This window comes from Mycoplasmopsis bovigenitalium, from assembly GCF_002356075.1.
Taxonomy (GTDB): domain Bacteria; phylum Bacillota_I; class Bacilli_A; order Mycoplasmatales; family Metamycoplasmataceae; genus Mycoplasmopsis; species Mycoplasmopsis bovigenitalium_A.
This window is the reverse complement of the sequence record NZ_AP017902.1, coordinates 816,125-834,779: the sequence shown is the minus strand read 5'-3', so window position 1 is coordinate 834,779 and position 18,655 is coordinate 816,125. Positions and strand designations below refer to the sequence as shown.

Genomic DNA, 18,655 nt, shown 5'->3' with positions numbered 1-18,655 from the left:
TAAATAATTTTAAAAGTATAATAGAACAATTACGTAAAGAGGTCATATGAAGTTAAATAAATTTTTATCAATATCAAGTATATTTAGTGTTAGTGTAGTTTCAATATCTTGTTCTAAAACAACTAATGATATTAAGAACCCTGAAAAACCCAAACAACCCGATGATGGTATTGAAACTAACCCATCTAAAGGTTCTAGTGGTCAGAATGGTGGGGGCAATAACTCGGATTCACAAAAAATTGAATTAAACAATCTGAAAGCCATTTTGCTTCAAAGAATAAATCTTATCGAAAAACACTATAAGTCAATTAGTCTTGAGAAAGCAAATGATATTCTTAAATTAAAAAAAGAAATTAATGGTGCTGATAATAAAAACAATCTAGAAATTTTACGCAAAAAACTAATTGATACTTTTTTAGTTCCTTTAACAAAACAAGATTATCTTGAAATGTTAAATTACACTAAAACTAATTTTGCCATCCAAGAAAAAAGAATTGGCGAAATCAATTCAGAAACAGAGCAAAAAGTAAAAGAATCGAAAGAAAATTATGCCATAGTAGAAGCTTATAATCAAGGTAAGAATTCATTGATTAACTTCATCAAACCTTTGTTTGACGAAAAAATTAAAAATGGAATTGATTTACCCGCAACTCCTGAATTACATAAAGCATCAAGAATTTTAGAACGTGAAATTTTTGATGACAAAAAATATGCATTAAATCAATGAGAACAAATATTTAAAGAAGCACAATATATCCTTAGAGTAATCGACAAAGAAGAATACAACAAGATTATTAAAATTAATAATGAGATTATAAATTTAGATGAAAATCAAATTAATCAGCATATTTGAAATATCAAAAAAAATTTTATCAAAAATATTGATAAATATCTTGAATACGACAAAAAATTAGAAGTTCTTATTGAAAAATTTAAGGAATTATTAGCAAAAATTGCTTCATATATTGAAAAAAATAACGACAACGAACTTAAAAAAACAATTGAAAAGTTTGTTGCAAAAATGGATTCATCAGAATCAATTGAAGATAAACAAAAAGTTGTTGATGAATTAAACGATTTTATAAAAAAAGACGCTCGTTTTAAACAGAAATAAAGAGCTAATTCACGTAATTTATAATTTTCAATGTCTAATAGTATAAAATGTTAATATGAATAAATTAATTAAAAAAATTGCTACAGCGTCGTTGATAATCGTTTCAATGCTATTTATTTTAAATTTTATTGGAATAATTTTTATAGGAATTGAACTACAAAAATTTATTTTAGCAGCTGCTAATGGTCAACAACAATCATTGGCTTCTCTTTTATCAGAAATTTTGATGAGTATTGGAATTATCTATGCAATTATTATCCCACTAGAAACGGCACTTATAGTCTTGATAATTATTTTATTAACCAGTAATATAAAAGCAGTGCATAAAGTTTTAATTGGGTTAGGGATTTTAATAACTCTTTTAGCTTTGATTGGTTTAATTGTCTTGTTGATTGATATTAATAAAGAAGCCAAGATTTGTGCGCAAAATACGCAAAATTGTGAGAATAATAAAATGAGCTCGTAAAAGCTCATTTTATTAATCCTTTGAAGCGGTGTAAATATCATATGAAAGATGTTTGTTGAAACTAATAATATCTAGCGCAATGCTGTGTTGTTTAATTCGTTTTTCCATTGCTTCAAATTCTTCGTGTTTAAGAGTCTTGATTTTTTCTAATTTATAGATAAATGAATTGATTGCGATAATTAAAATGATTGCATATAAAGACAGAAAAGCAAAAATGCAAATAAATACAATGTAAATTATGTTGTAAATTTGCAGATTTTGAGCACCATGTGTAAAGTGGAAAAATTCAACCTTATTTACAATCAACGCCGTAAACAATACTGTTATTGCACTACTAACCACTAACAAAACATAGTATACAGAAACAAATTTTTTGTATTTTATATAGTTATTTTTATCCATAATTACCCTTTATAAACAAAGTATAAACTATTTTTTAAAAACTGCTATTGATTGGCCATGTTGATGGAAACAAAGTATTAAAATTGTGAATATAATTCCTAAAAATAACATTATGAATGTTGTAAACCATTTACGTTTTTCCATGTTATTGTGGTAAAACTCGGGTAGAAATTCCATTAGAGCAGTAAAGAGCATTACGCTACCTACGATTGCTAAAATCATTGCTTTTAGTCAAGCGACTGAATCAATAAATTTTGCTCCATAGATGCCAATAAATATAAATGGGATAATAAGAGCAAGTGCTCCTATTGAATTAAGCAATGCAAAAATTGGTTTTATACCCATTTCTCTTTGGCGGTAATAAAATACAATTTCTTCAGGTATTGTGTGTAATAAAAATGAAACAAAGAAGGCTACTGATATTGCATTAATATTTGGATTTGCTATCAAATTATGCAAACTAATTCCAATTAATAAGCCCTCAGGTATTCTGTGCCCCAACAAAAGCACTAGTGCTGTTCATTTATTTTTTGATTTTGGAGAATTTGAATGAACATCAGCTAAATCATTTGCATTTCAAATATGGTCCTTATGCTCGTGAGTGTGAGCAATTTCACCTTGATGATGCCCGTGTTCGTGATTATGAATAAAAATTGAGTTTTTTAACTTGTAATTTTTTTGAATAACTTTATAAATAATTATTTTGATTACAAAAGCACTGATAATTCCTATTAATGCGCCACCTCCAACAACAAAAATGTTATATAAATAAATATTGCTTGCCGGAATATTTTCGCCTTTAAGTCCGCTACCAATACTTGTTATTTCGATTGATTCTCTTAGATATCCAAAAGAACCTAAAATAATAAACATACCAGTTATGAATGAATAAAGATATATCGAAAACTCTTTTTTTGGTTTTTTGATTATAAAAGGAACAATGCTTGCAATTAAAATAGGTATTGATAATAAAATTACTGAAACAATTAGCGCTAAAATCGCTTTTGCACCCAAATCATTAATGTGGGGTTGGGATGTTAATCAATTGTAAAAATTGTTTAAATAATTATCCATTTTGGCCTCCTATCTTAATTTGAAACTCATGCTCAAAATAATATAAAGGCTGGTTTTTGTTGTTTTTATCAAAGTTTTTGCTTGCAAATTTTGCTTTTAGGCTCATAATATTGTTTTCAAATTTGAAATTTTCAATACTATCAATATGCATTTGGAAGTGAAGAACTTTTTCATGGTCTAAAAACACGTTTGGAATGTTTTCAATGTGAATATGATTGAATTGAGCATACCCATCACCTCATCCTGAATGAGGTCTTAGTGCTGTAATTGAAATTATAAAGTGTTCATTAATTATTTGTTTTAAATCTTCGATAGTTTTAATATTTTTGATTTTTGGCGCAATAACATTATTTTGGAAATCAATACTGTAATTATTCTTAAAATTGATTTTAATTGAATTTTTGTCAATATTTTTATAGTTTTCAATATTGCCAAATGAATTAAAATCTCAATTTCCTTGATGAACATTATAAGAACCATCTAAAAAACACGAGCTAGCAATAAGTGTGGGGCTTAATGCCGTAATTGACGCAAGTAATTTAATTATTTTTTTCATTTTCGCCTCCCCACAAGAAATAATCTATTACATTGTTTTGGTCTTTTAATTTGATTGAATTATTTTCTAATAAATATTTTAGTGTTAATTCTTGAATGTTTTGTTTTTTGATTTGTTCATTAATTTTAGTGTAATCTGTGCCTTTGAAACCATATCATTTTATTATTTTTTTGCGATTTACATCACTAAGAAGTGATTTTTTGTTTTTATCAAGAAAATCCACCTGGATATTTAAAACTCCGGGCTCTTCACCAACACCAAGATATTTTATCTCAATGTCATAAAGCAGATTTGTTTTATCCTTTTCATCTGCTACTAAATATTTGAATATGTCAATTCCGAGTTTTGTTTTTAATTGTTCGTGTAATTTTGTGTTATTAAGCGCCAAATGAGCTTCATAGTTTGCCATTATTTTATTGTCGAATATTGATAGGTTCGAATTTATCTTATACAATTGTAAAGACAATAGTTTTAGTAAAATTTTTTCATAAAATTCATTAGCACCTATAACTTTATTTGGTAAGGTTTTTTCATTATATTTTACGCCTGAAATTCAACCATAAGTTTCCTGGTCAAATCAGTTAAGATCGGGTGTTATTTTATATTTAGAAAATGTGTGATAGTGTGAGTTAATGTCGATTGAATATCATTTATAAACGTTTTTTGATAAATCTCTTTTTGTTACTTCGATATCAAACTCAATCAATGAAAGAGTATCGTTTAAGTATTTTTTATTTATTTTTTTGTTTATTATTTTGTATTCTAAATCAATATTTTTTCTATGTTCCGGTACTACCAATTCAAAATATTTTTGATCATTATTTAAAAATCACAAAAATGCCCTTGCTGTCAGTTTTTCATATGGGTATGTTGGATTAACATATGCTTCATATTGGTCGGCATTAATTGCTAATTTATTTTTGTACATTAAAATTGTTTGGTCACCAAAATAGACATTTGCATACTCATTAAATAACAATTCATCATCATCAGTGTTTAATGTGTTATTGAAGTCGATAACGGAATTGTAATTTTTAAATAAGGATGAATTATATTTTGCGATATTGTCTAATTCAGTTTTAATCAAGTATTGATTTTGGTTTTTACCTACTAGATAATGTTGGTTGCGATATTTTTCCGATATTAAGCTTTTACCGTCTTTATCTTGTAAGTCAATTTTTATAATTATTGCACTTTTAAATTTGCCATTTTCAATTGATTCTATGTGTTTAATGGGAAAAATTTTAACCTTATCTATTTGAGGCAATTGTCCAAAATCATATCTTAGTAATTCTAATTTAATGTAGTTTTCTCAATGTTTTATTTGTTCAATATTTTTTGATATTGTTTTTGCCCTCAACCATTTAGGGGGTATAAAATTTGGATTCAAAATATTAAAACTATCATTTAATTCACTACTAAACAACCTTGAAAAAATACTATTTAGGTTAATATATTCTCCACCATTTACATTTTGAAAATCAAAATCATTTTTCTCAAATAAAAATTCATAATTATCAATCGTTGAGGGTTTATTATTTACAATAAAATAATTTTGGCTCGGGTGTTTATGAATTCCTAATCTAGGTAAAAAATTAAATTTATCAATAATTTTTGATGCCAAAACAGTGTTTTTGCTATTTTTAATTTTTATATTATTCTCTAAAAACTCAATATCTATTTTAGATTTTGGGTTAGATTTATCAACAAAAATTGGTCGATAATTTTCATTTATAAATCTCAATTGCTCTTTTGAAAAAACATTAAAAATATTTTTATTAGCTGTTAATTTGTGTGTAATTTTGGAATTTATTTCAAATTGATTTTTAACGCAAGAAGCAGCTAAAAAGCAAGGACTAGTCAATAAAATTGAGCCAAGTCAAAATTTATTCATTTTTGCCCTCCATTTTTATGTCTTCAAAATATGTTAAGTTATCTTCTCTTGTTGGTTTAATTATTCATGGTTGAATTAATTCATATTTAAAGCTATCTAAATCAATATTTGAGCTTAAATTATAAGGTAATGAGTATAAAAGTTTTATTTCGTTGATTAATTTTATTATTTCAAAGTATGAAAATTCATTGTGTAATTTTATTGAAAATTCACCCATTTTTTCCAAAAAATGTTTGTCATTTATGTTTACTGTAATTTTATTTTCGTCAATAAATTTAATTAATAGTTGTTTTGTTTTGTTCAGTATTTTATACTTCGAAACATCAGAATTAGTTAAAGCATTAATTAGATTGTTATTACTTGTTAATAATAATTTATTAATATATTCAATTGTGTTATTTGTAGAGTGGTTTGAAAAGTTGTAATATTTTTTAGCAATTTCACTATCAATATCAACAATATTAACTTGTAAATTTTGGTTAATTTCATTGAAAATTTTGTTTAATTTTTCAATAATTCTTGTATCTAAAGATTCGAGTTTTAGCGGTAATATAAAATTAATTTTTTTATTCTTTATATTAGGGTTTTCCTTGTAAAAATCATCAATTATTTTGGCTAATTTTTTACTGATTGATTCAAAATGCATTGATTTTAGTTGTTTATCTACATTTAAAAATGATTCAGCATTGTAATAATTTTTCTTTAGATCTTGTGGATAAAATTCAATATTTTTCGCTAAATTTATTTGACCTTTGCTCACATGATCATTTGCATCAATAACTTTAAGATAATTTGTGTTTTGGGCATTTGATATTATCGCGTTTGGAGATATAAAATTATCATAATAATTAGTTTTATTGGCAATAAAATTCAATGTATATTTGTTTATTATTTGTGTTATATTGTTTCTAAAATCAATATTATTTTGCGAATAAAATTGACTTATTTGGCTATTTTTATCTTTATTTTTACCATACATCATTATTTCAAAAATATTATTCTTATTAGGTTCATCAATAAAATCTTTGAACATAATTGTATTGACTATATTATTTGAAAAGTTCTGTACAATAGATAATTTTATGCCTTTGTTTGAGTTGAAATCTCGAATCAATTGTTTTTGCTGAACATCACTAAAATCATCTAATAGATTGCTAGAAACAAGTCCTTGATGATATTCATTTAATAAATGTTTTGCATGCGTTGGCTTATCAACTTTGCCGGCAGCATTATATTTAATTAAAACACTTTGAATATCATTAGCATTATTAAGAGATTTATATAATGTGTGTTTAAGGTCATTTTTAACTAAATAATATTCAGAATAGTTGAATTTATCACTATAAGCAGAAAAAATCTTATTGTTAATAATTAAATCTAAAAATAATTCAGCTTTAAAATTACCATTTAATTTGATTTCAAAATATGAATTATTTTCATGTGTTTTAAAATCCATTTTTTCAATTCCAAATGCCTTTAATTCATTTGTTTGTTGAGAAGATAAATTTGCTTTTTCAATTGATTTTTCAATATCTTTCGCATTAATTAAAATATTAGTTTTTTTATCTTTGTCATATCAGTAAATATTGTTTTTAACCTTAAAACTAATTAGTTTACTGCTTGCAAGTTTTTGGTTAAAAAATGAAGAATTTATTGAATTATGGTTATTTGTTTGAATTTGATAAATCGGGTTTTTATAACCTCTATTAATGTCAGGGTGAATAAAATCGCTTACATTATTTATTTGAGAATCTTCATCAGTGTTAAAAATATGAGTTGAATTTTGTTCATCTACTAGATGGATTTCATCAATAATGCCAAATTTAAAGAATTTTGCACTAACTCCATTTTTATAGAAATAGTTATTTAAGTAGTCATATTTTGTTTCGTTTTTATACTTATATCTTAATAAATAGTTTCCGGTTAAAGTGTCATGAAGTGTTTTCCTTGATTCGTAAACGCCTGAAACTTTTGACAAATTGTTAAAAGTTTCATTTTGATTATTTACTTCGATTACATATGTTTTTTTGTCAACTTTATATAGTGATGAGCATGAACCGCAAACTAATGCAAGAGGTAAAGTTGAGCAAAAAAGTAATTTTTTAAACATTTTGCCCCCTTATGTTTGTGTATGCCGCGCTTAACGAATATGATATTGTTTTTAGAGCGTAAATTGTTGCAGATATGTATACAAATATTGTTAAAAGATAGCTTGGATTTTTATCAAACAGTTGTAATGATTCATTTAATATCAAACCTAGTGAAATATTAGTATTATCGATATTAAATATTGCTAATGCTGAGTATGAAATAAACATTAATGATATTTGCTCTATTGCAAAAATAAGTTGACTAAAAAATACTGGTTTCATTAAATCTTTTGTGAATATATTTCACTTACTAAATCCAAGAGATTTATCAACGTTTATATATTCATTTTTTAATATTTCACATGAAATTTGATAAGCATTTATATACATAAATAAAGATGACAAAATGCTATAAGATATTATGAAATTTAATATGCTAAATTTCATTGTTAAATTAATTATTAATGCAAATAATAAATAGGGCAATAAAGCGAATATAGATATTCATTTTTCAATTGATTTGGACAAATCTTTCTGCAAATATATTGCTGAAATAGGTGCAAAAATCATTGAAAAAAGTAAAGCAAATAATATTGAGAAAAAACAAATTATAAATGAATCAAATAGAACTTTTATTAGCCTTGCATAGATATCAATACCACTTGAATTAGTTCCTAATAAATGAAGGGAATTATCGTTCAAAATTCCATATGCATTGAATAAAACTAAATAAGAATTTGAGTCATAGTTTTGATTATTTATTTTGCTAATTTCAATGTAATTTGGGTATTTTTGTTTTAACTCTGTAAAAACATTTAACTCTTCACCTTCGGGAAGCGTAATAGACTTAAAAGGGACTAAAGATGATGGTAATTCATAGTTTATACTATATGCATCATTGATGCTTTGGTTGTAACTTTGTGAGTAAAAAAGTTTAGAAACAATAAGTAAAACAAAAAGCAATACTAAAATTACTATTGCAACTATCATTCACTTATTAGTAAAAACCCTTTGTCAATAACGTTTTGCAGAAGATTTTATCTGTGTTAATTGAGCAAGGGGTTGTTTTTTTGAGGCTATTTTGAATAATTTTTTATCCATTTTGACCTCCTTAAATAAATATTTCTTTGCTTTTTGTTAATATCAAATATAAATATTACCAATTCACTTGCAGATTTAATTGTAATTATGCTAACTATATTTAACAAAATTGAATACATTAGCAAATTAAAGTATTTTTCTTGCTTTAAATATTGGAATATAAATGACTGACCTGGTATATAGAAAAATCTTTCAATAACTAATATTAGTGTTAACAAGTATGAGTAAATTAATACAATTTTTTCAATGAATTTTGACAATCAATTTCTAATTAGAATTGTTCAAAATATTTTTTTATAGCTTAATCCATTTGCTTTAGCTCACAAATAATATTCACTCTTGACAATATCGTAAATGATTGGATAATTTATTGAAATAATTAAAGGCAAAACAAGTAAGCAAAGCATTAAAATTGGAGTTAATAAAGATAAAATAGTATTAAATAAATTGCCATAAAAAGTGTCAATGTAAACAGAAGGCAGAAATAAAAATTTATTAATTATGACTAACAAAGGTGCAATAATGAAAATTGGCAGTGCACTTAAAAATGTTAGTGTGGCATTTAATGTTTTGAACACTTTATTGTTTGATTTTGCTAAATTATAGGCAATAACAAAACCTATTACAAGACTTAATATTAACACAGTTAGCAATATGGCAAAAGTTGTGTAAAAATATGGATTAAATATTGCAGAAACACTAATTTGTGAATTTAATTTTACATTACCATAATTAAATATTAATATTTTACCAATATATTCGAAACTATATTCAATACGAAAATTTTGAACTAGGTTAAAACCTAGTGCGAAATGAATTAGAAATATTGAAATTAATATTAGGCAAAAATTTATTAATATGTTTTTTAATAAATATTCTATGTAATTAAAAAATTTCATTGACAATCTTTCTACATAAATATATATAATTAAAGTATATATTAATTTTAATATTTAATAAGATATAAAAATGCATAGTTGCCTATGCATTAAATACTTTTGGTATTTCTACATTTTGGGAAATTTTCACAGCCAGCGAATTTTAAACCGCTTTTTTTGTTGTATCTAACTATCATTTTTGCACCATCTTTTTCACAAGGTTCATCTAAAAATTCTTTTTGAATTTGAGTTAATTCCATTGTTGCTTGTGCTTCAAGGTAAACTTTATTAAATTTGTTTCAAAAATCACTCATAACAGGTTGCAATGAAACACTACCTTGTGAAATTAAGTCTAGTTCTTCCTCAACTTTTGCTGTATAACCTTCTTCAATTATGTCTGGGAATGAAGTTATTAATTTTTCAAGAACTAATCTACCAAATTCAGTAGGGTGCAATGAACTATTTAAATTTTCAACATAGCATCTTTCTAAAATAATTTTAACTGTTGATGCAAATGTTGATGGGCGGCCAACTTTAATATTATCTAGTGCCTCAATTAATGACCCTTCACTATATCTAGATGGCGGATTTGTTTGATGGTCTGTTATTTTAAAATGATTAACTTTTACCAATTCACCTATTTTATAATTCAAATCGGCAACTTCTTCTTTTTCACCTTTTACTACATAGTATCCGTCAAAAAGAATTTTACTTGTTGAATATCTAAATTTTAAAGAATCTTTGTTGAATATGTATAACTTACTCAATCTTATAGGAGAATTTATTAAACATTGCAATGTGTGTTCATAGATTATTTTGTAAACTTGATAGTCATAATTATTTAAATTGTATTTATTTTTTGCCATATCTGGAGTTAGTGAAACATCTGTTGGTCTGATAGCCTCGTGCGCATCTTGGTCACCAGAAAAACCTTTGATTTCACTTGAAACATATTCTTGTCCATATTTTTGAGCAATATATTTTCGTGCATTATCAATAAAGTACTGACTTAATCTAGTTGAATCTGTACGAGGGTAACTTATTAAACCACCATCTCCATAACCTTCATAAAGATTTTGGGCAGCCATTTGAGTTGATGAAGCTGAGAATGGTGATTTTTTATATAACACTGCTTGCTTAAGGGGTGTCAATGCTGATAATGTTTTTTTAGTTTCTTTTACCGATTCCAATATAAAATGTTTATTTTCGTTAAAAATTATTTTTTCTATATCAGCTTTTTCATGTGGGAAAATTCAATCTTTTTGCCCCGATTCATTTGCATCGTTATGATAAGTTGCTTCAAAATTATTACCAAAATTTGCAAACGCTTTATGGTAGAAAACGGGAACAAATTTTTCAATTAATTTTTCTCTATCAACAACCAATTTTAACGCTATTGATTGAACCCTGCCAGCAGACGGCTTGGTTGGTGAGTTTGATAGTTTTTGTTTAATTAATCCACTTAATTTAAAACCAATAATTCTATCCAGCATTCTACGTGCCTTTTGAGCATTTATTAGATCAATATCCAATTTAGTTGGATTGGATATTGCTTTTAAAATTGAGTCTTTTGTAATTTCGTTATATTTAATTCGAACATACTTATTTTCGCATTTTAGAAATTTAACTAAATGATCGCCGATTGCTTCTCCTTCACGATCGGGGTCAGTTGCAATTAAAACTTGATCAGCATTTTTTGCGGCATCACGTAATTTTTTTATTATTGACTTTTTAGTTGAGTCTAATAAATAAATGGGTTCTCAATTTTCGAAATCAATACCCATTTTTATTGATGGTGAAGCGTTTTTTGTTGAAAGTTTAGCAATGTGCCCAACAGATGCTAAAACTTGATATTCACTTCCTAAATATTTTTGTATTGTGGCTACCTTGTTTGGAGATTCGACTATGACTAATTTATTCATAATAAAAAATTTACCACATTTGGTAATAAAAATAGAAAAATGCTCAAATATTTCAATAAATTTTTTGAATAAAAATATCATATAAGTTCTTTTTAAATAATATTTATTTAAATTAATTATTTGTATATAATTCCCATTGAGTAAATATATTACTCCTTGGTCGTTAGACCCAGAAGTCCATAAGGAGGATTGAAATGAATAAATATGAAATTATGATGATTCTTGATCCTAAAGCAAACCCAGAAATCGGTTTTGAATTAGTGGAAAGTGTTTTTGGAAAAGAAAACATCACAAAAGCTGAAAAGCTAGAAAATACTACTCTTGCTTACCCAATTAAACATTCAACACAAGGAATTTACTTATTAATTCAGTTGAATGGTGAAGCATCATTGGTGGCAGAATTTGTTCGTCGTTCAAACATTTCTAAAGAAATTTGAAGACAATTAGTAATTAATTTAGATACAGAAAAAGGTTACGGTAAAGAAAGAAAAAACCGTTCAAAAAAACAATTTGTTCAAAATGACAAACCTAAAAGAAAAGCTGAATAATTAATTTGAGGGAGATTAAATGAATAAAGTTTTATTAGTGGGAAGAATTGCATCTGATATTAGATCGTTTACAACACCAAGTGGCGTGAATTATTGCCGTGCTACAATAGCGGTGAATAGAAGAGTTAGTTCAACTGAACCAATTACTGATTTTATCCCACTTGTTGCATGAAGAAATAATTCAGATTTTATGGCAAGATACTTAAGTAAAGGTGCTCTAGTTTCAATCGAGGGTTTATTTACAACAGGTTCATATAAAAATGCTTCTGGCGAAGTAATTAGAACTTACGAAGTAACTGTTGATAATGTTTCTGCTTTGGAATCGAAACAACAAAGAGAACAACGTTCAAGCTTTGCTAATTCTGAACGTAAATTCACTGATGAAACACATAAATTTGCAGGATCTCAATCGCCAGCTCAAAGTGATTTTGAAGACAATAATCAAAATAATGTTAAACACAATTTTGTGTTTGAATCATTAGATGATGATTTAAATTAGGAGATAATAATGGCTAAATTTAACAAAACAAAAAAACCTTTTACAAAACGTCGTAGAAGTTTAATTGCTGAACTAAATCTAAATTACATTGACTACAAAGATGTAGAATTACTAAGCAAATTTATTACTGGAACAGGACAAATCAAACCTAGATCTGCAACTGGATTATCAGCAAAAGATCAAAGAAAAGTTGCAATGGCAATTAAAAGAGCTCGTTTTATGGCTCTTATGCCTTACACAAAAGAACGTGTTCGTGCAGTTGCTACTGTAGCTCGTCAAGACTAATTCATGAAAATGTGCTTTTGGGCACATTTTTTTGTATAAAAAACAAAGCCATAATAAACTAGGACAAAAAAAGTTAACAGTTTAATATTATTTTAACATCATAGCATATTGCTGTGGTGTTTTTCAATTTAAAATTGATTGAATTCTATAGTTGTTGTATCAAAATATATAATCAGCAATTATTTTTTTCAGATCTTCTAAAGTTATTTTACTGTAATCTAATTCATTTAAACATTCGCTTTTTATAATAGAAAATCAGTATTCAACCTCCCTATTATCCAAAGAATTTCCTACACGGGATAATGAAACAGTTCCTCCCATTTTATTTATTTTGTCAATATAGATTTTTGAAGTGTATTGAAATCCATGGTCTGAATGAATAATAAAATCTTTATCGATAGACATAAATGTATTTATATTATCCATAACTAAATCAATATCATTGTTTACAGATAATTTAAAATCTCTGATTTTTTTAGTTTTATGCTCAATTATTACAGACAAAAATACATGGTTATCCTTAACATCTCTTGGCGCTTTTACATATGAAACATCGGTAGCGAAAATATTTCTGTTTAATTTGTCATTGTAATCGCGTTTAACAATATCTGGCAAAGCGAATTTAGTGTTCTTAATTTCGCTCTTTCTTCTTTGTTTTCTAATTTTGCATATTAAATTCAATCTTTTTAAATCTCTTCCAAGACTTCGAGGGTTAATGTAAATATTATATTTCATAGAAATATAAGCACTCAACCTTAAGCGACCATATCTACCTTTGTTATCAAGAAAGGATTTTCTAATTATTGCATCGTTTTTGTGTTCCTTTACTTTTATAACTCTAGTTTTAAATTTTGCTACTGCTTGTCTGCATACATTAAAAATTTTTGCAGATTTACTGTAGGGAATATTTAGTTTTTTAGCTTCACTAAGTTTTCCTGATTTTGATTTATTTTTATTGATCTCGTAATATCTCTTAGCTATTTCTATTAATTCTTCTTTTGTGAATTCGTTTCAATCGGGTTCGATTGGTTTTTTAGGTCTACCACTACCTGGCTTTCTGTTCGCACCCTTTTTATCTAATAATTGATCTTGCATACCATTATTATAGTATCTTATAATTTTTCTGATTCTTTCAAGTAGATGTTTTCTCGTTATAAAATTTGTGTCTGGCGAAATATCATTTATATAATTTATTGTTTGTTTTAACCCAAATTCATTGTAGATTTTATAAATCATATCAAACTCTTCTTTGATAAAGTGTCTTGACATTTGTATTCTCCTTTTTGTTGCATTTGAAAATTTAAAAAAGCTAACACTTTTGGTGTTAGCCTCCCCCTTAAACTCGGACAAAAAAGCCAACACCTCAGTGTTAACTTTTTTTGTCCTGGTTTATAAAATTGACTTTGTTTTTGTTTATTGCTTAAGCTGCAACAACTGGAGCTAAAGCTTTGAAAGCAGCCGAAGCTAAAAGAGTTCATATTGGTAATGCAATTAAGCAACCAACTGTTGATAATGAACTAACTTGAGCTGTAAATGGTGTGTGTTCGTGTTTGTAAGCAACTGAGAATACTATTGTAACGGCAGCAGGTGGACAAGCACCTAGGATAACTAGTAGTGTAGCTGTACTTGGTGTAAGTAGTCCGCCAACCACAAATCCTATTACCACTAAGAACATGAAAATTGGAACTGTGAATAGTTTTCTGATAGTTGTAATTCAAACAGCTTTATCTTTAACAGCTTCTTTTAAGTCTGAAGTAGCAATTGAGCCACCAATTAGAATTCAAGCCATTGGAGAAATCAATTGAACACCTGGAACTAGGAATGATTTAAGAATTGTAAATCTTTCTAGCATTCCGGCTCAGAATTGTTTTCCACCTTCTGCTGCAACATTAAAGTTGAATGGATCTTTTGCGCTTGTTACAAGGTTTTTTCCAATTTGTGGAATAAATTGTAGTGTTCATAGAGTTGCTGAAATGTATAGGCAAATCATCATTGGTGATAATAATGATTTAACTATATGTTTAATCATGTCTTTTGAGAATTTTTCTCCTGAATAAGACATTTTTAGGTATGAGAACGCACCAATCATGTAAGGTAGGTTTCATACTTGTAGTAGCGCAGTTGCTGAACCATTGAATATTGCTTCTGGACCATTTCCTTTAAGAGCAGTAACTAATGGAACCGCAAAGAATTGAAGCGAAGCATAAGCGACCATCATTTGCGCTGCTGAGATTTTTCTAGCGTAGCTTTGAATGTGAGCTTGTTTAAATTGCTCTTTTGTCAAATCTCCGCCTTGTTTTTGATATAGTCTTTCAGCTTTTGCATAAACAGATTTTGACATTAATTTTGGTCACAATCTGATTATTACTGTGTTTCATACACCGATTAAAATGTAGAACGCTGCAGAAATACCAATTACAATACCAGCTTCACGACCTAATTTAGCGTTCGCTGGTTGCATAAATGCGACAATGCATAGAAATGGCAATGCATAATCTAATAAGAATTTAGAAAGCTTACCATTTATTTCTTTATTAAATATACCTTTTTTGGTAACTAGATAACCTATACCTACAAAGACTAATGTAGCAATAACAGCTCCATATAGTCCTTGGTCAGAAAGGATTTTAACTAGGTTTTTAAAAAACATATAATCCTCAATATATATCTTAATTCACTGAAAGTGTTGTTGGCACAATTATGTACCAATATTATTATAATAAATTAACTTGTAATGTGTAATCTTTTCCATATTTTAACCAATATTACTAATATAATAGAAAAAACAAAAAAATAGCGATAAAATAACCTTATTTACATTTTTTAATATGTAGCTAACTTTCTAATTAAAATTTAATAGCTTAAAATAAAAAAATAATTTAAGAGTTTATTGAAAAATAAAACAATTTTTAATAATTTTTTCCTTATTTAAATAAAATTTGAATTATTGCTAATAGCATATTGAAAGGAAAATAGAATGAAAAAAATCGAAAACGACGCAGTTCAAAAAGCTATTAGCGAAATAACTAAGAAATTTGGTGAAGAGGCTATAACATTTTTTGACACATCAGATTTAACAAAATCAATTAAAGTAATTCCAACCGGTTCATATTTACTTGATGAAGCATTAGGGATTAAGGGTTATCCACAAGGCAGAATAATAGAGATATTTGGCCCTGAAAGTGGTGGTAAAACCACATTATGCTTGCACGCTATCGCGCAAGTACAAAAAGCGGGTGGAGTGGCGGCCTTTATTGATGCTGAGCACTCAATTGACCCCAATTACGCTGCTAATTTAGGAATTGATTTAGAAAAAGTTATCATTTCTCAGCCCGATAGTGGTGAGCAAGCAATGGATATTGTTGATTATTTAGCAAAATCAGGTGCAATTGATTTAATAATTGTTGATTCAGTTGCTGCTTTAGTTCCTGAAGCCGAGTTAAACGGCGAAATGTCTGATAATCAAATTGGCTTGCATGCTAGATTGATGTCAAAATCATTGAGAAAAATTACTGCAACATTAAATAAAACAAATACAACTATTATTTTTGTTAATCAAATAAGAGAAAAAATTGGTGTTATGTTTGGTAATCCTGAAACCACAACTGGTGGTAGAGCTCTTAAATTTTATTCATCGGTAAGAATTGAAGTTAGAAGAGTATCATCAATTGTTGATGGCAAAGAAATTGTCGGTAATGATGTCAAAATTAAGGTTGTTAAAAACAAATTAGCGCCGCCATTTAAAACGTTCCAAACAGAAATAATTTTCGGTCAGGGTGTTGATTCAATTGGAGAATTAATTGAGTTAGCATGTGAAAAGAATGTTTTTGAAAAGAAAGGGTCTTGATATTCATATCAAAACCAGAATCTATGTCAAGGTAAAAAAGCACTTAAAGATTTATTAAAATCACAAGACGAATTCAGAAAAGAAATAGAACAGAAAACCTTAAATTAACAATTATTTTCGTTGATTAATAGCAATGTTTATAAACATTGTCTATTTTTGATGATAATTCAGAAAGCAAGTTAATAATTCAGCATATAATTAAATTAGAAATAAATCAGGAGGAAAAATATGGATTTAGCAATATTGATTTTGTTAATTTTTACAATGATATTTATCATTGTTTTTGCAATTACTCAATCAATTGTATTTTTACTAAAACGCCGTAAATTCAATTCATTTGGTGAAAATATTTCTAAAGGCATTAATGATGGTGTTAAAGAACAATTTGATAGTATGAGTAAAAATATCTCAAGCAATATTGAAAAAGATATTGCTTTGAGCATCACTCAACAATTAAGTAATGTAAAGGATGTTTTGAGCAATGTTAAAGATGAATTAAACAAAAACAATCAAACTAATTTGGATTCAATCAATAAAAATCTAAAAGAAGGAAACGAATTGATTCATAAAAATTTGCTTGATGGCAATGAAAAAATAAATAAAAACATTGCGCAGCAGGAATCAAACTTTAAAGATTTAGAAGCAAAAATAATTAAAATCAATAATGAATCAATTGAAAATTTGAATGCGAAAATCGATAAAAAATTGTTAGAAATCACCAACAACAATGATAGTTGATACAAAACAATTAAAGAAAATATTGACTCACACTTTGAAGATAAACTAACCAAACACATTAAAGAACAGTTTAATAATATTAAAACTTCAATGGATGAAATGAACCAAGGAATGACTAAGTTTGAAACTGTTCAAAAAAGTGTTATGGGGCTTGAAAAAGTATTTAATAACAACAAAACTGTTGGTTTAATTGGTGAATTTTCACTTTCACAAATGCTGCAACATCATTTCCCGAATCTTAAAGATAAGTTATGATTTGAACAATACTCAATTGACCCTAACACACAAGAAAAAGTCGACTTTGTTATTAAATCAATAATGAATGAAAAAGATGGAGAACTTGATACAACAAAATCAATACTAATTCCAATTGATTCAAAATTCCATTTAGATATTTGAAAAAAATTCGATGAAGAAGATGACCCATCTAGAAAAGCAGAAAAATTTAAAGCACTAAGAGATGCTGTTAAAAAACAAGCCAAAGATATAGCCGATAAATACATAAAACCTAACAAAAAAACAACTCCTTACGCAATAATGTATATTCCAGCTGAAACAATTTATTTAACTTTAATAAAAGAGGGTAATGGATTTATCTTTGACTTATACAAAGAACATTATGTTCAAGTTTTAGGACCAACCAATATTCTAGCATTCATTTATTCAATATTTATGCAAAGCAATAACTATCATTTTTCACAACAAATTGATAAGATTCGTGACTTATTTTTAAGTGTTCAATCAACATATGAAAAACTTGTTAAGAGTGTTTCTGATAGTGCCAAATCAATTGATAAGGCCAAAAAATCAATCATTACAGTTAAAAAACACTCAGATAGTGTTTTGGGAAGTATCAATAAACAAGCAAGTTCGCTTGGAATTGCTAAAAAAAGCAAAATTGATGTTTCATTTGATGAAGAATACGAAGATGCAAGTGAACATTTAAACTAGCTAACACTGTTAAACATGAAAAAAAAGTTAACGCGTTAAAAGTGTTAGCTTTTTTGTTTAGTTTTAATAGAAACTTTTTAGTGCTTGTGATTTATTAAACATTGTTAACTGTAATTGTCGTAACTTTAATCAATATTATTTATATATTTATTTCTCTATAAATGTAATATTTATTACTTTTAATAAAAACTTTATTATAATTTTTGATATTTATTTAGTATTAAGCAATGAAACAATGCTAAATAATTTGTTAAGGAGCAATAATGCAAATATTTTTAATGTGGTTCAAT

General features: G+C 26.9%; 17 protein-coding genes. 7 read left to right on the top strand and 10 right to left on the bottom strand.

All coding sequences use genetic code 4. The features are described from left to right. Positions 1 to 46: 46 nt before the first annotated feature. Together MBVG596_RS03640 and MBVG596_RS03635 are read left to right on the top strand one after the other, a co-directional pair. On the top strand, positions 47 to 1,114 hold the full coding sequence (locus MBVG596_RS03640; RefSeq protein ID WP_096387323.1) for a hypothetical protein: 1,068 nt from the start codon (positions 47 to 49) through the stop codon (positions 1,112 to 1,114). A 55-nt stretch (positions 1,115 to 1,169) separates the two neighbouring features. Continuing rightward, positions 1,170 to 1,580, top strand: a complete 411-nt coding sequence (locus MBVG596_RS03635) for a hypothetical protein (protein ID WP_096387320.1) — start codon at positions 1,170 to 1,172, stop codon at positions 1,578 to 1,580. A gap of 12 nt (positions 1,581 to 1,592) precedes the next feature. On the opposite strand, the gene MBVG596_RS03630 is transcribed toward MBVG596_RS03635, so the two are convergent. From MBVG596_RS03630 to topA, 8 genes are all read right to left on the bottom strand, one after another. Continuing rightward, complete coding sequence (locus tag MBVG596_RS03630) at positions 1,593 to 1,982, bottom strand: hypothetical protein (RefSeq protein WP_096387317.1); 390 nt, start codon at positions 1,980 to 1,982, stop codon at positions 1,593 to 1,595. Positions 1,983 to 2,009: 27 nt separating this feature from the next. After that, complete coding sequence (locus MBVG596_RS03625; protein ID WP_096387314.1) at positions 2,010 to 3,056, bottom strand: ZIP family metal transporter; 1,047 nt, start codon at positions 3,054 to 3,056, stop codon at positions 2,010 to 2,012. Beyond that, on the bottom strand, positions 3,049 to 3,612 hold the full coding sequence (locus MBVG596_RS03620; RefSeq protein WP_096387311.1) for a hypothetical protein: 564 nt from the start codon (positions 3,610 to 3,612) through the stop codon (positions 3,049 to 3,051). The genes MBVG596_RS03625 and MBVG596_RS03620 overlap by 8 nt, the downstream gene beginning before the upstream one ends. Further along, positions 3,596 to 5,506, bottom strand: coding sequence for an MAG3240 family lipoprotein (locus MBVG596_RS03615; RefSeq protein ID WP_096387308.1), 1,911 nt, complete (start codon positions 5,504 to 5,506; stop codon positions 3,596 to 3,598). Before MBVG596_RS03615 ends, MBVG596_RS03620 begins: the two co-directional genes overlap by 17 nt. After that, positions 5,499 to 7,616: an OppA family ABC transporter substrate-binding lipoprotein gene (locus tag MBVG596_RS03610; RefSeq protein ID WP_096387305.1), complete on the bottom strand. Its 2,118-nt coding sequence runs from the start codon at positions 7,614 to 7,616 to the stop codon at positions 5,499 to 5,501. The genes MBVG596_RS03615 and MBVG596_RS03610 overlap by 8 nt, the downstream gene beginning before the upstream one ends. Further along, positions 7,609 to 8,697, bottom strand: coding sequence for an ABC transporter permease subunit (locus MBVG596_RS03605; RefSeq protein WP_096387302.1), 1,089 nt, complete (start codon positions 8,695 to 8,697; stop codon positions 7,609 to 7,611). The genes MBVG596_RS03610 and MBVG596_RS03605 overlap by 8 nt, the downstream gene beginning before the upstream one ends. Beyond that, positions 8,673 to 9,596: an ABC transporter permease subunit gene (locus MBVG596_RS03600; protein WP_096387299.1), complete on the bottom strand. Its 924-nt coding sequence runs from the start codon at positions 9,594 to 9,596 to the stop codon at positions 8,673 to 8,675. Before MBVG596_RS03600 ends, MBVG596_RS03605 begins: the two co-directional genes overlap by 25 nt. 89 nt (positions 9,597 to 9,685) lie before the next feature. Beyond that, the gene (gene topA / locus MBVG596_RS03595) at positions 9,686 to 11,497 is read right to left on the bottom strand and encodes a type I DNA topoisomerase (protein ID WP_096387427.1); all 1,812 of its coding nucleotides are present in this window, start codon (positions 11,495 to 11,497) and stop codon (positions 9,686 to 9,688) included. Positions 11,498 to 11,691: 194 nt separating this feature from the next. On the opposite strand from topA, the gene rpsF reads away from it, so the two are divergent. Genes rpsF through rpsR form a run of 3 tightly spaced genes read left to right on the top strand, consistent with a single transcriptional unit; the run spans position 11,692 to position 12,829 of the window. After that, a complete protein-coding gene (gene rpsF / locus MBVG596_RS03590; RefSeq protein ID WP_004418857.1) occupies positions 11,692 to 12,045 on the top strand; it encodes a 30S ribosomal protein S6 in 354 nt (117 codons plus the stop codon). Positions 12,046 to 12,064: 19 nt separating this feature from the next. Next, a complete protein-coding gene (locus tag MBVG596_RS03585; RefSeq protein ID WP_096387297.1) occupies positions 12,065 to 12,544 on the top strand; it encodes a single-stranded DNA-binding protein in 480 nt (159 codons plus the stop codon). A gap of 9 nt (positions 12,545 to 12,553) precedes the next feature. Then, positions 12,554 to 12,829 carry a 30S ribosomal protein S18 gene (gene rpsR, locus MBVG596_RS03580; RefSeq protein WP_004418862.1) on the top strand — a complete coding sequence of 92 codons (276 nt, stop codon included), beginning with the start codon at positions 12,554 to 12,556 and terminating at the stop codon, positions 12,827 to 12,829. 87 nt (positions 12,830 to 12,916) lie between these two features. Here the strand turns inward: rpsR and MBVG596_RS03575 are convergent, their stop codons facing one another. Together MBVG596_RS03575 and MBVG596_RS03570 are read right to left on the bottom strand one after the other, a co-directional pair. Further along, positions 12,917 to 14,098 (bottom strand): IS3 family transposase, encoded by a 1,182-nt coding sequence (locus tag MBVG596_RS03575; RefSeq protein ID WP_096385807.1) that lies wholly within the window; start codon positions 14,096 to 14,098, stop codon positions 12,917 to 12,919. 151 nt (positions 14,099 to 14,249) lie between these two features. After that, entirely contained in the window at positions 14,250 to 15,479 is a 1,230-nt protein-coding gene (locus tag MBVG596_RS03570) for an AEC family transporter (RefSeq protein WP_096387293.1), read from the bottom strand. Positions 15,480 to 15,806: 327 nt separating this feature from the next. On the opposite strand from MBVG596_RS03570, the gene recA reads away from it, so the two are divergent. Continuing rightward, positions 15,807 to 16,784, top strand: a complete 978-nt coding sequence (gene recA / locus MBVG596_RS03565; protein WP_004418866.1) for a recombinase RecA — start codon at positions 15,807 to 15,809, stop codon at positions 16,782 to 16,784. A gap of 120 nt (positions 16,785 to 16,904) precedes the next feature. After that, positions 16,905 to 18,365: a DNA recombination protein RmuC gene (gene rmuC / locus MBVG596_RS03560; protein WP_096387290.1), complete on the top strand. Its 1,461-nt coding sequence runs from the start codon at positions 16,905 to 16,907 to the stop codon at positions 18,363 to 18,365. Positions 18,366 to 18,655: the final 290 nt, after the last annotated feature.